9 protein-coding genes and 1 tRNA gene are annotated in these 15,660 nt (G+C 65.7%); 3 read left to right on the top strand and 7 right to left on the bottom strand.

The features are described 5' to 3' along the window. Nucleotides 1-31 precede the first annotated feature (31 nt). The 3 genes from AB4118_RS13150 to AB4118_RS13160 all read left to right on the top strand — a co-directional run bounded on the left by AB4118_RS13150 (nt 32) and on the right by AB4118_RS13160 (nt 3,558). Entirely contained in the window at nt 32-2,521 is a 2,490-nt protein-coding gene (locus AB4118_RS13150; RefSeq protein WP_441490148.1) for a ligase-associated DNA damage response DEXH box helicase, read from the top strand. 47 nt (nt 2,522-2,568) lie between these two features. After that, on the top strand, nt 2,569-3,231 hold the full coding sequence (gene pdeM / locus AB4118_RS13155; RefSeq protein WP_441490490.1) for a ligase-associated DNA damage response endonuclease PdeM: 663 nt from the start codon (nt 2,569-2,571) through the stop codon (nt 3,229-3,231). 252 nt (nt 3,232-3,483) lie between these two features. Next, a tRNA-Thr gene (locus AB4118_RS13160) sits at nt 3,484-3,558 on the top strand. A gap of 244 nt (nt 3,559-3,802) precedes the next feature. Here AB4118_RS13160 and AB4118_RS13165 read toward each other — a convergent pair. From AB4118_RS13165 to AB4118_RS13195, 7 genes are all read right to left on the bottom strand, one after another. Next, nucleotides 3,803-5,827 (bottom strand): CHASE2 domain-containing protein, encoded by a 2,025-nt coding sequence (locus AB4118_RS13165; protein WP_441490149.1) that lies wholly within the window; start codon nt 5,825-5,827, stop codon nt 3,803-3,805. Then, a complete protein-coding gene (locus AB4118_RS13170) occupies nt 5,827-9,492 on the bottom strand; it encodes a FecR domain-containing protein (protein ID WP_441490150.1) in 3,666 nt (1,221 codons plus the stop codon). The genes AB4118_RS13165 and AB4118_RS13170 overlap by 1 nt, the downstream gene beginning before the upstream one ends. Nucleotides 9,493-9,701: 209 nt before the next feature. Beyond that, the gene (locus AB4118_RS13175) at nt 9,702-10,187 is read right to left on the bottom strand and encodes a Pycsar system effector family protein (protein WP_113515048.1); all 486 of its coding nucleotides are present in this window, start codon (nt 10,185-10,187) and stop codon (nt 9,702-9,704) included. A gap of 152 nt (nt 10,188-10,339) precedes the next feature. Further along, nucleotides 10,340-10,978, bottom strand: coding sequence for a CGNR zinc finger domain-containing protein (locus AB4118_RS13180; protein ID WP_441490151.1), 639 nt, complete (start codon nt 10,976-10,978; stop codon nt 10,340-10,342). A gap of 171 nt (nt 10,979-11,149) precedes the next feature. After that, the gene (locus AB4118_RS13185; RefSeq protein WP_441490152.1) at nt 11,150-12,403 is read right to left on the bottom strand and encodes an aminotransferase class III-fold pyridoxal phosphate-dependent enzyme; all 1,254 of its coding nucleotides are present in this window, start codon (nt 12,401-12,403) and stop codon (nt 11,150-11,152) included. After that, nucleotides 12,400-14,523: an ABC transporter permease gene (locus tag AB4118_RS13190; protein ID WP_441490153.1), complete on the bottom strand. Its 2,124-nt coding sequence runs from the start codon at nt 14,521-14,523 to the stop codon at nt 12,400-12,402. Before AB4118_RS13190 ends, AB4118_RS13185 begins: the two co-directional genes overlap by 4 nt. Beyond that, nucleotides 14,520-15,647 (bottom strand): ABC transporter ATP-binding protein, encoded by a 1,128-nt coding sequence (locus AB4118_RS13195; protein ID WP_441490491.1) that lies wholly within the window; start codon nt 15,645-15,647, stop codon nt 14,520-14,522. Before AB4118_RS13195 ends, AB4118_RS13190 begins: the two co-directional genes overlap by 4 nt. Nucleotides 15,648-15,660: the final 13 nt, after the last annotated feature.

The following is a 15,660-nucleotide window of genomic DNA, read 5'->3' on the forward strand; positions in this document are numbered from 1 at the left end:
TCTCGCCCCGCACCGCCTATCTCTATCCCGCATGGATGCCCCCGCCGCCTCCCTCCCGCCAGGATTCGCCGACTGGTTCGCTTATCGCGGCTGGACTGCACGCCCGCATCAGCTTGCATTGCTGGAAGAGGCGCGCGCCGGGCGCTCGACCCTGCTCGTCGCGCCGACCGGCGCCGGCAAGACGCTTGCGGGCTTCCTGCCCTCGCTGGTCGAGCTCAGCGAGGGCAATGGCCGCCGTGACGGCCTGCACACCCTCTACATCTCGCCGCTCAAGGCTCTCGCTGTCGACATCGCCCGCAATCTCGAGACGCCGATCCGGGAGATGGCGCTGCCGGTCACGGTCGAGACCCGCACGGGAGACACCTCCGCCGCCAAGCGCACCCGGCAGATCGCGCGACCGCCGGACATCCTGCTGACCACGCCGGAACAGCTCGCCCTCCTGGTCTCGCACCGGGATGCGAAGCCGTTCTTCGCCAGCCTCAGGCGCGTCGTGCTCGACGAGTTGCACGCGCTCGTCACCTCGAAGCGCGGCGACCTGCTTTCGCTCGACCTGGCGCGGCTGCGCAAACTCGCGCCAAAACTCTCGGCTGTGGGCCTCTCGGCGACGGTGCGCGAGCCGGCCGACCTGCAGCGCTATCTCGGCGGGGTCGGGACTTCGGCCGGGCTGGTCGCCGTCAAGGGCGGGGCAAGCGCGCGGATCGGCATCCTGCAATCCGCCAACCGCCTGCCGATGGCCGGGCACACCACCGGCCATGCCATTCGCGACGTCTACAAGGCGATCGGCGATCACCGCCTGACCTTGGTCTTCGTCAATACGCGCATGCAGGCCGAGTTCATGTTCCAGGGCCTGTGGAACATCAATGACGACAATCTGCCGATCGCGCTGCATCACGGCTCGCTCGACGCCCAGCAGCGCCGCAAGGTCGAGGCGGCGATGGCCGCGGGCAAGCTGAAGGCCGTCGTCTGCACCTCGACGCTGGATCTCGGCATCGACTGGGGCGATGTCGACCTGGTCATCAATATCGGCGCGCCGAAGGGCGCGAGCCGGCTGATGCAGCGCATCGGCCGCTCGAATCACCGCATGGACGAGCCGTCGCAGGCCCTGCTCGTTCCCTCCAATCGCTTCGAACTTCTGGAATGCCGCGCCGCCCTCGACGCTGTCGCTGAAGCCGCTCGGGACACGCCTGAGCCCCGTATCGGCGCGCTCGATGTGCTGGCCCAGCACGTGCTCGGCATCGCCTGTTCCGACGGTTTTGCTCCGGACGCGCTCTACGAGGAGGTGCGCACCGCGTCGCCCTATGCCGGCCTTGCGCGGGTCGATTTCGACGCCGTGGTCAATTTCGTCGCGACCGGCGGCTATGCCCTGCGCAGCTATGAACGCTTCGCCAAGCTCCGGCGGGGCAAGGACGGGCTCTTCCGCGCAAGCAACCCGCGCGTGATCCAGCAATATCGCATGAATGTCGGCACCATCGTCGAATCGACCATGCTCAAGGTCCGGCTTGGCCGGCTGCGCAGCGCAAGGCCCGGCCAGCCCGGCATGCTGAGCCGCGGCGGCCGTATCCTGGGTGAGATCGAGGAGTATTTCGCGGAGACGATGACGAGCGGCGACACCTTTGTCTTCGCAGGCGAGGTGCTCCGCTTCGAGGGTATCACCGAGAACGAGGTCGTCTGCTCGCGCACCAATCCGGGCACCGACCCAAAGATCCCGTCCTATGCCGGGGGCAAATTCCCCCTCTCGACCTTCCTCGCGGCCCGCGTGCGCGCCATGCTCGCCTCGCCGCAGGAATGGGCCAGGCTGCCGGACGAGGTGTCCTCCTGGCTGCATGCGCAAAGGCTGAAGTCGCGCCTGCCCAAACCCGGCGAGTTGCTGATCGAGACCTTTCCGCGCGGTGGGCGGTTCTATCTTGTCGCGTACCCGTTCGAGGGCCGCCTCGCCCATCAGACGCTCGGCATGCTGCTGACGCGGCGGCTGGAGCGGGCCCGCATGAGACCGCTCGGCTTCGTCTGCAACGATTACGGTATCGCGGTCTGGACGTTGGGCGACATGTCGGCGGCGGTCGCCCGTGGAGCGCTCTCGCTCGACGAACTGTTCGCCCAGGACATGCTCGGCGACGATCTCGAGGCATGGCTCGCCGAATCCGCGCTGATGAAGCGCACCTTTCGCGCCTGTGCCATCATTGGTGGGCTGATTGAACGCCGCTTCCCCGGGCAGGAGAAGAGCGGCCGGCAGGTCACGATGTCGAGCGATCTCGTCTATGACGTGCTGCGCCAGCACGAGCCTGACCACGTGCTGCTGAAAGCCGCATGGGCCGACGCCGCAACAGGCTTGCTCGATATCCAGCGGCTCGCTCAAATGCTGACACGAATCAGCGGCCGAATCGTGCATCAGCCGCTGGACCATGTTTCGCCGCTCAGTGTTTCGGTAATGCTCGAAATCGGGCGCGAGGCGGTTCATGGCGAGGCAGCCGACGAGATCCTGGCGGAGGCTGAAGCGATGATGCTCGAAGAGGCGATGGCGTGACGCTGCCCGCAACCAACGAATTTTCAGCCCGTGAGGCGGGAGCACTCATGCTCGGGCGGCTCGCAATCGTCCCCGATCTCTCGGGCGCGCTGTGGCTGCCCGAAGAGCGCACGCTCGTCGTAGCCGATCTGCATCTGGAAAAAGGCTCGGCCTATGCGGCGCGCGGCATCTTCCTGCCGCCCTATGATTCCGCGACAACGCTGGCGACGCTGACGGCTGCGATCCTGCGCCATGCTCCGGCCCGCGTCATCGCGCTTGGCGACAGCTTTCACGACCGCGGCGCGGAGGAGCGGATCAGCAGTGATGATCTGCGCTCCCTGCACCTGCTGCAGAAGGGCCGTGACTGGCTCTGGGTGACCGGCAACCACGACCCCGCGATCAGCCGGGCGATGGGCGGCGAAACTGCGGCCTGTCTCGCGATTGCAGACGTCATGCTGCGTCATGAACCCGACGCGGCTGAGGCCGGCTTCGAGATCGCCGGGCATCTCCACCCGGCGGCCAAGATCAGGATGCGCGGGCGGGCCCTGCGGCGCCGCAGCTTCGCGCTCTCCGGGCGGCGCTGCATCCTCCCGGCCATGGGCGCCTATGCCGGCGGGCTGAACCTTCGCGATACCGCCTTCCGTCCGCTTTTTCGCGACGGTCTGACGGCGCATATGCTCGGCGACGGCAGGCTCTTCCGGATCGATCGGCAGCTGCTGCTGGCGGACTGATGCGGGGCCATCGTTCCCGGAGAGCGCCAGCGCACCCGGCTCTGAGCTGAAGCAATCTCTCCATTACCAATGGAGTGCTCGACAGCAGCAGGATCGCCGAGAAGGACCGGTTCCGACTTTTTCACATGCTGTTCGCCCGCTACGGGTTGCGTCCGGCGGGGGCTTGTGGCATCAGGACGCCGCTTCGGAACGACGCCGCGCCCGCCATTGCCGATTTCGCGATTGAACAGGCGCTTCAAGGCTTACGATCCTGCTGCGGTAGCTCAGTGGTAGAGCACTCCATTGGTAATGGAGAGGTCGAGAGTTCAATCCTCTCTCGCAGCACCAGCCCCAAACGCCTGAAGTCACGCAAATCAATGTGAGCATGGGTTCCACACCCGCTTGGCGGTACGTGGGCGGCCGGGATGCCTGTTCGCACAGCTCGCGATCGACGATCTCCAAAGACCGGCATCCGTCCCTTGGAAACACCGATCGGACAGCCACCCCATCACGGGTGGTCACATTGCTCTGAAACCGAACCTCACGGACTGATCGCTCCGTCCTCTGATCGCACTCGCGGTCGCTCCTGCCGTCAGACCCGCGCTCCTCGCGCCATCATGGCCCCGCGCATCTTCGCGCTGTAGTCCGTCAGGCTCGGCCAGACCGAGGCGATGACGTCGAGTTCGGCCAGGGACGACATCGTATCTCCCTGGGCCAATGCAGGACGCAGTCGTGTCTGGGCTGACAGGAGCGCTTGCCCCTCTGGCGTGTTGCGCATGCTTGCCTCGCCCAGCACCGTGAAGATCGGCGTCGCTTCGCTACGCCCGCGAACGGCGATGCGGTCGAGTTCAAAGACAAAGAAGGCGTCCTCGATCGCGCGTGCGGTGCCTTCTCCGATGACGACCGGCACCGCGTAATCCTTGGTTACGCCCTCCAATCGCGACGCGAGGTTCACGGCGTCGCCCAGAACGGAGTAGTCGTAACGCCAGCGCGACCCGATATTGCCGACGACGCACATGCCGGTATTGACCCCCACTCCGACGGCAAGCGGCGACAACCCGGGCTCCTCCATCTGAAGTTCGGCATTCAGGCGCTCGACGGCCTGGGACATCCTTAGCGCAGCGGCGATGGCAGCACTCGCATGGTTCGGATCCGGCAACGGCGCGTTCCAGAATGCCATGACGCAATCGCCCATATATTTATCGATCGTGCCACGGGCCTCCAGGACCTGTTCCGACAGCGCATCGAGAAGGCGGTTGATGATGCTGGTCAGCCGGATCGGGTCATCTTTCAGGCGCTCCGACAGGCTGGTGAAGCCACGCACGTCGCAGAACAGGACGCTGATCTCGCGCCGCTCGCCGCCCAGCTTCAACGAATCGGGATTGCGCGCGAGTTCCTCGACCAGATCGGGCGTGACATAGCGGGAAAAAGCCTGCGAAACGGCGGCGCGCAGCCGGCGCTCGCGGGCGTAGTCGATGCCAAAGCGTGCGCCGAACCCTATGAAGGCCGCAAGCGTCGGCGTCACCGGCGGCAGCCAGATTCGGCCGTAGCGCAGCAGGAGCCAGCTGCCGGCGGCAATGGCAATGACGCTTGCCGCCGCGATCACGCCCGTGCGCCAGGTGATGGCCGCCGAGCCCGTGCCGCAGCCGATCAGGGAGCAAACCAGGACGACGGCTGCGATCGCGCTGAGTGGTGCGGGTCTGATCCAGAGCCCATGCCTGAGATTATCGAGCAGGGTCGCGTGGATCTCGACGCCCGACGTCAGTGTTCCGGTTTTCGTGGTGTAGGGGGTGGAAAACGCATCGTTCGCACCGGAAGCGGCAGTCGGGGCCGCCTTCAGGTTGAACCCAACCAGCACGACCTTGTCTTTGAGGAGGCCTGGCGGAAGAAAGGCTGCCGGGTCGAGCGCCTGATAATAGGAGACCGTCGGATAGGTGCGTGGTCCGCCGAGATACTGGATCAGGACACGCTCGGGGATAGCGGGCAGGGGTTCGCCAATCGGGCCAAGGAGCGCGGCGGCAAAGCTGCCTTCGATGCGTGGCATTCGCCGCAGGACGCCGTCGCTGTCGAGATCGACGGAGGTCACACCGGTTTCCGCGCCGTTTTCCGTGAACGCCGGCAGGGGCTCGACCAGCGAGACCTGCGTGCCATGGTCCATGGCGATGACTTCGCGATCTGCCGCCAGCACCATGCCGGGTGCGAGCGCAGCGGCAAGAGCGGCATCGGCGGCTTCACCCGACGGTTCCGAGAAGATGATATCGAGGCCAATGACCTTCGCGCCTGCCTGCTTCAGGCTCTGGACCAGGCGGGCGTGAGTTGCGCGCGACCAGGGCCAGCGCTCGGACAATTCGGCGAAGGACGGCTCATCGATTGCGACGATCACGGCCCCGGGCTGATCCGGCTGGGGCGGGGCGATCATGGTCAGGATATCGAAGACCCTGGCCTCGACGATCCTGATGCCGGCGCGGCCATGCAGCGGCACGATGAGAAGCGAAACCAGCGCTGCCAGTAAAATGTTGCGCAGGCGGGGGCGCCCGCGCAATTCGATCTGCAGGGCCCTGTAGCGGTGAAGCAGAGCCGCGGCGACCCGGCCTTGGGCAGGCGCTGCGCGCGCCATCAGAACCGGACCTTGAGCGAGCCGGCAATCGTGCGGCCCGCACCGAGGATCGCTTCGCTGGTGCCGACGCGCGCGGCGACCTGCTCGTAGCGCCTGTCGAAGACGTTGAGCAGGGAGAGCCCCAGCAGAAAGCGCCGATCCGGCGTTTCGTAGCTGGCCGCGAGGTCGGTGGTCCAGAAAGGATCGAGCTTGACGCCGCCGGGACTGTCGTAGCGCTCACCGATATAGTTCTCGATCACCGAGAACTTGATGCGGCTGGGATGGACGAAAGTCAGCCCGGCGCGCGCGAAGCGACGCGGCACGAACGGCACGTCGACTTCCAGGCCGTTCGCGTCGATCGTACTGGAATTGGCCATGCCGATGGTGCCGAAGACGCCGATGCCATGCGTCAGCCAGATATTCGCGGTCGCCGTGACATAGTCGATCCTGGCCTTGTTCAGGTCGAAGCTGTCGAGCGTGTCGGGGAAATCGAGCCGCAGGTTTCGGGCTCGCTGGTTCTGGTACTCGACTGCGGTGAAAATGTTCAGGGTCCATTCGGCGTCCCAGCGCAGGGCCACCGTTTCCTTGTTGCCGCCGAGCTGGACCGGCAGGGCGTTCGGAACCAGCCCCACCGTGGTCACCGGTGACAATGTGAACCCGTTCGGCAACTCGGTGTCGCGCCGCCAAGCCGCGCGCAGCCAATGGTTATCGATCGGGGAGAAACCTATGCCGATGCGCGGATCGGCATAGGTCTTGGACCGCGACGGCCCCATATCGGCGCCGAGCAGCTGGATGCCACCCTCGATCTGGATCTTGTCGGAGGGCTGCCATTGCAGATTGGTATAGGCGCGACCGGCCGTGAAATTGCTGCGGGTGCCGTCAAAGATGTCGTTGCTTTCCAGGAACGAAATGAGGGGAATGGACAGCGTCGCGCCTTGCGCGATGAAGCTGCGAATGCGTCCGCTCTGGCCTTCGAGGCCGCTGCGCAAGGTGAAATCGCCGAAGCCGAAGGTATGGCTGAGCGCGGCCGTGACTGAATCGACCTTCGTGTCCTTCCGCTCGCGCGTGTCGAGCGACAGGAAGAACGGCCCGAAGGTTGGATCGTCGATGACGGCGGCATTCGTCACAGTCCGACGCTGTGACTGATCAGCCCCGGTCGCGACCACTGCACCGGTCAGCACGTTGCGGTAGCCGAATGTGTGGCTCCAGCCGGCGCCGGCCTGATAGGTCTTCACGGAATTGGTATCAGCGTCGAAGAGGTTGATCGCCGGAGCGATCAGATCCGGCTTGGCTGAGTTCACCGTGCCCCAGAGCAGGAAGCGATCGGCCGCACTGGGCGCGATACCGACGAATGCCGCCGCCGACTGGCCGTCTTCGCCGCCGGCCCGGCCGCGGCGATTGCCCGTGTCGATCCGGTTATAGGACAGGGAAACCGATGTCGGCACCGGCTCGTTGCTGAAGGCCTGGACCATGGCCTCGCTTTGCCAGCCGTTGCGGCCGTTGCGGCGTATGAGAGAGCCGCCGAACTCGATGTCGATGAAGGGCCGGCGCAGCAGATCGATGCGGCCGATACGGCCGGAGACCGCCAGCGGATCGAAGAACAAGCCCTGCAGGATGAGGTTGCCGGCGACATCGGCGGTACCGCCTTCGATCTGGTCGAGCGTCGGGCGGGCGAAGAGCGGCCGGGCGCGGCGCGCTGCCGATTGGTCGAAATAGCTCGTGGCGCTGAACGGATCGGCGACGCGGTCGGTGTAATAGCGCCCCCAATCCTCGAGGCTCAGCAGGCGATAGGCCTGCCCGAGATAGGAACCACCGGTCTTCGTCGTCGCCAGCGCCGCGAAATAGCCCCCACGGTTGCGATAGCGTCTCACAGCCTCGCGCGCATTGATGATGGCGGCATCGGCCTCGAGCTGGTCGACGGCGATGGCAGTCCGGGTGATGGATATGATGGGATCGTTCTTGTCGAGACGGTCGGCATTGTCGAGCGCCTGGCCAGCCACTTCCAGGTCACCACTCTGATATTGGGCAATGGCGACCGCGAGCAGACTCTGCGCGTCAGCTGGATTGGCGGCGCTTCCGGCGAGCGTGAACTCCAGCGCCTTCGCCATGTCGCCCTTCTGCAGGTAGTAGCGCCCCTTGGCGGTGTAGGCGGCATCGAGCGAGGGATCGAGCGCCAGTGCCTTCTCGATCAGCCTTCCGGCTTCATCGACGCGGCTCTGGTCGAGCAAGAGAGTGGCGAGATTCGCATAGGCAACAGGATCATCGGGATCGACCGCGATAGCCCGCCGGAAGGCACGCTCGGCCTCAAGCGGCGCATCGCGGGCGCTCTCGGCGAGGCCAAGGCCGTTCCAAAGCGTGGCCTCGCCGGGAGCAACCTCCGTGCCGCGCGTGAAATCGGCAACGGCCCCATCGAGATCGCTGTCGATGCTGCTCTTGAGGTAACCGGAGGCCAGCAGCGTCTCGGGGCTGTCGGGATCGATGGTGCGCATGCGCTCGACGGTGGCCCGCATCTCGTCGCGTCGGTTCAGGAGCAACGAGACCTGCGCCGACACCATCGAGGAGAGCAGGTGGCGGGGCGCCGCCTTCTCCGTCTGACGCAGCACGTTTGCCGCCTCTTCCAGGCCTTTGCCGAAGCCCATGACATAGGCGGCACAGACATTCTGGTCCGCTCCACCGACGCGTGGCATCGGCAGCACGCGCTTGGGTTCGGCCATCGTGGCGGCGGCGTAATAACCGCATCGCGCCGTCAGTTGCTGGCGCCCCGTCGTGCCACGTGCCGCCCGCGCGAACAGCGCGGCTGCTTCCTTGTAGCGCTTGGCCGAACCCGCGAGCATCGCCTCGACGAGATCGAGGCGGGCGCTCTGGCTGGAACGGTTCGCCTGCGTCTCGCCCGTACCGCGCCGCGCCGCAGCCCAGTCCTCGTCCGGGCCCGGGATGAAAGCCGGACGCTGGCCGAGGCGCCGGCGCGCCTCCGCCACCGCCTGCAGCACGATCTCGCGTGGATCATGACCCATGCCATTTTCCGCAATCGCGACCCAATCCTCGGTCGTGCGCGCCGGGACCGGGATGGCGGCGAGGCGTGTGCGCTCGCTGCGCCGTGCCGCGCCATCGAGGCGGGTCGCCGGCAGACCACGGAACAGGCCGCGCAGCTCCATGTAGAACAGCATCTGCTCGCGATCGTCGGACTTCACGAGAACGGTCTTGGTGGGGCGTTCTCCGATACGCGCCGTTGCGCCTTCTCCCTGGCGGACCGTGACCGAGCCCTGCGGGTTGCTGAACTCGACTGTGCCTTCCAGCACGACCAGCGACGTACGGTCGCCCTGGACCGACAGCGACCAGTCGGTGCCGCGGATCGCGGCCGAGGCGGCCGGCGTCTTCACGGTCACGCCAGTACCGCCGCGCGAGGCACGAGCCCAGACATTGCCATTCGGCACTGTCAATTCGGTCGTGCCCGTCGCCGCTGCGACCTGGTTGACGACGAGCGTCGATTGGCGCCCGACGCGGATCGTCGTCTGGTCCTGAAAGGTGATGCCGAGCGTCCCGATCTCACCGGTGCGCAGCGTATCGCCACCAACCACGTCCTGGCGCACGACGGCCGGGTGCCAGCGCGGCTCTCGCTGCAGCTGGAGTTCTTCGCCCCCCTTTGCGGAGACGATGGCGCCGGCGCGAGGGGTCGATCGCGCCAAAGGCTCTTGCGCGGAACCTGCCGTCGACGTTGCGGCCACAACCATGAGGCCGGCAAATCCCCGGCGAACGACGCGGCGGAACATGGTGAAGCCCCCGGAGCAATCTAAAACCGTCTAACTAGCTTTTGCTGGTTACAGGTATTAGGGGATGACCTACCGTCCGGCTGTGCCTTTTAGGCAACATGCCGGAGAAGATTTCCAAGCTCCGATTAAAGTGACTTGGCCAAGGATATGGCCCATGTCCACGGGACGGCAGTCAACAAGAGTGCAATCAGCCCCCGCTTGAGGCAGCGAAACTTCGAACGCAGTATCCGTGCGTTGACGTAACACTGGTTCAACACGTCATCGAGATATTCTTCCTCCGTCATCTTGACGAACCGAGAACGAAACTCGTCCTGCGGGAGGCCTGCGACGGTACCGAAAAAGGAGAGCGATGGTTTTCCAGCCCGCAGGCGAGGAATCTGCCCGCGCATCAACTGGTATAGAACCGTGGCGAACCCGCCCGCGGCAATGGCCAGGGCAAACATAAAAATGCCGTTCCATTGCTTTACGGCAGGCGTTGCAGCCGAGAGCGCGCCCATCATAGCAACTGTGATGCCCATCAGCCCGGCGCTGCGGCTGTCATGCCGCCCGATCCAGTCGATCATCTGCGAAAGCGACTTCTCGGCCCGCTCCCTGACCCAGTCTTCAGCCATTTTCTGCCCTCGCCCCCACCAAGTCCCTTTGCGTCAATCCACAATCACGCGCAAGTACTCTCAGTATCGACCCGACGTGCGAGAGAGATCGGCATCGTTGCTCATTCCATCGCGGCATCAGGCGCCAGGACGTCTTCGGTTGGAATACAGCTTCAGCTGGCTTCGAACTTCCGGGCTCGAAACGCGCGCATTTTCGCGCGGTTGCCGCAAACCTCCATCTCGCACCAGCGTCGCCGCCGATTCTTGGTCGTGTCGAACATGAGCCAGCCGCAATGGTCTCCCTCGCAGCGCTTGACCCGCGCGAGATCTTGCTGGGTCATCACGGTGAGAGCCGAGAGCGCAATCGGCCCGAGCACCGCCTCGACGAGGGCCGTGTAGGGGTCCCATGTCCAGGCGAATCCACCGCCTGAGGTCGAGAGCCGCGCCCGGCTCAGGCAATGGGCATGAACCGCCGTCAACGCCGCGCGATCCTCCTCCCGCGGCGTATCGCGCCGGGCCAATGCCGCGCCGATCTCGTAGACGGTTTCCCGAAGCGCATGGGCCTCGCTCAGCAGCCGGGAAGCGAGAACCTCGTCGGCAGCGACCATTGCCAGGGCCGCATCCCTGTCCGTGTCACTAAGCAGTTTTGCGAGATGCGCCCAGAGGACGATATCGGCCCCGTTATGCAGATACTCGGCATGCTGCGTCCCTCCCCGATCCGCGACAGAATTGACAAAATCGAAGGCGAGCTCGCTGGCGATAAGCGGCAAACTCACAGCGCGGCTGGGGGGCGGCAGGTCGTTGGCATCCATGTAACCGCCTATACCCGTTTAAAAGGTTCTATCAAGCGCTTTCCTCGCGCTCCCTCCCGTAGCGGAGAGCCAGCGGGACACTTGCCCTCGGGGATGCCTCTGACCATGTTGCTGGCCCTCCCGCAGACCGGACGCGGCATCTTGCAGGTACGCTGCGACAGCAGTGCGATTTCAGCAAGGAGGCGCCGCGGCCACCCTTTCGAGCCGTTCGAAACACAGTTCGAGTTCGGCATCGGTCACGGTCATGGGCAGAGAAAAGCCGATGCTGGCCGGCCCTTTGGACGTCGTCGAAAGGCCGAACTCGAAACAGCGCGACACGAGCCTGGCCGCGAATGCCGGGCCGGGATTCATGCCGAAAGCGGCGGGGTCGAACTCGATGGCGAGCAGCAATCCGCACCCTCGTACGCCGAGAATGGCGGGGGCCTCGCTTGCGAGAGCGGCGATGCGCGACCTGATGCGCCGTTCAAGCTCGGCAGCGCGCCGCACCAACCCGTCACGCTCGACGATATCGATCATGGTCAGGGCGGCTCGCGTGGTGAGCGGGTTCTTCTCATGCGTGTAGTGACCGAGATCGAGCTCGGGGGCGCTGTCCAGCCGCGCGTCGGCGATGACGGCGGCGATCGGCAGGAGCCCACCACCCAGCGCCTTACCGAGCACCACCGCGTCGGGTATGGCGCCGACATGTTCAAAGGCGAAGAAGCGGCCGGTCTTGCCGAGGCCTGATGGAATCTCGTCGAAGATCAGCAGTGCGCCGTGCCGGTTGCAGAGATCGCGCACTTCGGCCCAGAGCCCGTCCGGCGGGACATGGCAGTTGGAACGGATCGGCTCAGCGACAACGGCCGCGATGCCGGTCTCGGACCTCCCAAGAGCTTCGCGCATCTCCGCGAGCATGCGCTGCGCGCCGTCCGGCGCCCAATAGGGCGTCACGTGCCGACGCCCCGGCAGGAAGGGGCCGAGGCGCGGGTCCGCTGCGGCTTTCGACAGGCCAAAACCGCCGAAGCCGTGCCCGTGATAGGAGCCTTCCAGCGAGATCGTCTCGTGGCGGCCCGTCGTCACGCGCGCCAGCTTCAGGGCGATCTCCATGGCGTCCGAACCGCCGGTCGCGAAGAGAACCTTGGCCCGCGCACCGGGCCAGTACGCCAGCAGCTTCTCGGCCAGCCCAACTGCGGGTTCGTTGGTGAAGCGGCGCGGCGCGAAGGGCAGCGTATCGAGCTGACGCTTCAACGCCGCGATCACCTCGGGGTGACCATGCCCGATATGGTGGACGGTGTTGCCGTGCAGGTCGATGAAGCGCCGCCCCTCGTCGTCTTCGAGCCAGACGCCCTCCGCGGCCCGCAGTGCCGACAAACAGGGGCTCGATCCCTTCTGGTGGAAGAAGGCAGTTGCGTCGCGCGATACGAGATCGTCTTCCATGGCCATCGTCATTTCGAGAATGCTGAGAAGCGCGGCAACGTCGGCCAACGCAGTGGCGAGAGCCGGTGCCGACCAGGCTCCCTGCGCTTCTCGATCAATCTTGCAAGGCCGATGGCGGCGAGCGCGAAGGCCAGCAGGACGAGGCTCTTGGCGGCGGCGTAGCCAAATTCACCGGAGCTGGCGTGGTTGAAGATCGCCACCGCAGCGAGCTTGTGGTTGCCGGAGACCAGGAAGATGATCGAGGACAGCGTCGTCAGCGCGTCGATGAAGACATAGAGCATGCCGAGCAGCAGGGCGGGCAGCAAGATCGGCAGCGTGACGTTCAGGAAGCGCAGGACGAGGCCGGCGCCAAGACTCTCCGCCGCTTCGTCGATGGAACCGTCGACACGCTGCAGGGCTGCACGGGCCGCCAGCACGCCGACGAAGATGTTCGAGAACAGGATATTGACGACGAGGATCGCCGAGGTTCCGGTCAGCGACAGGCTCGGAATGCCGAAGGGGATGTTGAAGGCGACGATATAACCGATGCCGAAGATGATGCCGGGCAGGATCGCCGGCACCAACACGAGGAAGACGATGAGGTTGGCGCCCGGCGGCCGCAGGCGCTCGACGACATAGGCGATCACCACGGCGAACAATCCACCCACCGGGCCCGCGATCACACCGATACGCAGGCTTTCCCAGACGAGTTCGAGACCGCGCTCGGAGCTGCCGTAGCCCGTGCCGGCAAGGCCGACCTTTGCGCCTTCTCCCGTGAAATGGCCGAGCGTCAGGCTCCAGTCGGTGCCCCAGACCTTTGTCACAGCACCCAGCGCCATGGTGCCGTAGACCGCGAAGATGAGCGCGCCGACCATCCCGGCCAGCGTTGCCAGGCCGATGCGCCAGGAGCGCGGCATCGGCAGCTCTGAGCGCCCCGCGATGCTCGCGCTCGAGTAGCCCTTGCGGCGCCCGAACAACTCGAGGCCGAGATAGAGCAGAAGGGAGGGGATGATCAGCCAGACACAGAGCGCCGCCGCGAGCGGCGTATTCCTGTAGGCGGTGATCTCGTCATAGACGATCCCGGCGAGAACAGGGGTATCCCGGCCGAGAATCAGCGGATTGCCGAAATCCGTCAGGCTCATGATGAAGACGAGCACGATCGCGCGTTTGATCGCGGGCAAGGCCAGCGGCAGCGTGACATGGCGAAAGGTGGTGAAGTGACCAGCGCCAAGCCCGGCTGCGGCCTCGTCGATGCGCCCGTCCTGCCGGCGCAGGACGTTGTCGAGAATGATCAGCGTCGCCGGCATGAAGGACAATGTCTGTGCCAGCACGACGCCGAGAAGACCGTAGAGATTGGTCTCATCAGCGTCGATCAGCCCGAGGCCCTGGTCGAGCAGCGAATGCGTCACCAGCCCGCGCCGGCCGAACAGCATCACGGTCGCGGTCGCGATCAGCACCGGTGGTGCGACCAGCGGCATCAGGAAGACGCCTCTCATCACAGAGGGCCAGGGCACACCGCCGCAATTGATGCCGTAAGCCAACGCAAACGCCAGGGGCACCGTGAAGACCACCGACAGGCCGGCAAGCGTCAGGCTATTGAATGCAGCGTTTCGAAGATAGGAATCCTGGAAGACCTTCAGGTAGTGGTCGAGCCCCCAGCGCTCCTCGGAGCCATTGCGCAGCGTGTCGAACGCCTGCTGGCCGATCAAGCTCTTCACCCTGAAGGCGAGCGCAGTCCGTTTGTGCAACATCACATGCGCGAGCGCCTGATTGTCGGCCACCTCGGCCCTGTCCTGCGGCCCAAGGGCGGTGAGTGCGGCCTGCATCGCCTGAGCCTGTTCGGAATAGGGCGCGGTGCGATCCCAGGGCGGGGTGAGCCCGGCGAGCCGGAAGGCCGCAGCGCTCCCTTCGACGCGTTCCGGCTCGGTCGCCGTCTCGCTCCAGCGGCGCATCAGGATTGCCCTGTCTTCCGTCGGTAGCTGGTCCAGGGCCTCGACCGTGACCGCCTTCAGGCGCACCAGAGGCATCGGACCGGAGATGACGAAGCTATTGACGAGCACGGCGCCGATCGGCACGCCGATGAAGACCAGCAGCAGCAGCGTGACGACGCCGCTCGCGAGTGCACGCGGCACTTGGCGCAGCAGGCGCGTCATGACCGGCCCCGCGCCGGTATCAGCGCCGCGCGCCGAGCATCTGGCATGACGATGACCGGCGCGCCGCGTGTGCCGATCCGCTCAGCCTCGTGCGACGGGCAATCGGCAATGACGGTCCGCCCGGAGTCCAGCGTCACGGTGAGGCGCACGACGGCACCAAGGAAGGCCGCGCCCGCGATCCGCCCAGGGAGCCCGCTTACCCCAGGGTGGGCAGCTGAGGCGACCCCAATATGCTCGGGCCGATAGACAGCGGTGACGCGTTCGCCGGATCGGATATCGGGCGGGAGCGCCATGGGCCAGATCTCGCCATAGGCGTCCACGCCGCCGGCCACCGCATGCCCTTCGATCAGGTTCGAGACGCCGATGAACTGCGCGACGAAGAGGGAACCGGGGCGGTGATAGATTTCCGCGGGCGTGCCGATCTGCTCGAAGCGTCCGTTGCACATCACCGCGACCCTGTCGGACAGGGCCAGGGCTTCTTCCTGATCATGCGTCACATAGAGGGTTGTGATGCCGAGCCTGTCGATGATCGACCGCAGCTCGTTACGCAGCTTGACGCGGATGCGAGCATCGAGTGCCGACATCGGCTCGTCGAGCAGCAGCACCTCGGGATCGGATGCGAGCGCGCGCGCCAGTGCGACGCGCTGCTGCTGACCGCCCGACAATTCGTGCGGATAGCGTTCGAGTAGTCGCTCCATCTCGACGAGTCGTGCCAATTCGACGACGCGGCGCTCCCGTTCATCGCGGCCGCGCGAGGCGATCGTGAGCGCGAAACCGATATTCTCGGCGACGGTCTTCGTCGGAAACAGCGCATAGGACTGGAAGACGAAGCCCATGCGCCGCCGCGCTGGAGCCATGTCGGTGACATCCTGCTCCGCGCGCAGGACGCGCCCGCCATCCGGCCGCACGAAGCCGGCGATGATCCGGAGCAAGCTCGTCTTGCCGCAGCCGGAATCGCCGAGAAGGGTCACGAATTCTCCCTTGGCGAGATCGAGGGAGACGGCATCGACCGCCCGGGCGGAACCGCCATAGGATTTGACGATGTCGCGCACGGCCAGATGCGGCCGGCCCCTCACGAGGGCCGGTCGCTCTGCGGCAAGGGGCGAGGCCGCCAGTTCGATCACGGTGGCCAAATCC

This window comes from Allobosea sp. 2RAB26 (assembly GCF_052115465.1).
GTDB lineage: Bacteria > Pseudomonadota > Alphaproteobacteria > Rhizobiales > Beijerinckiaceae > Allobosea.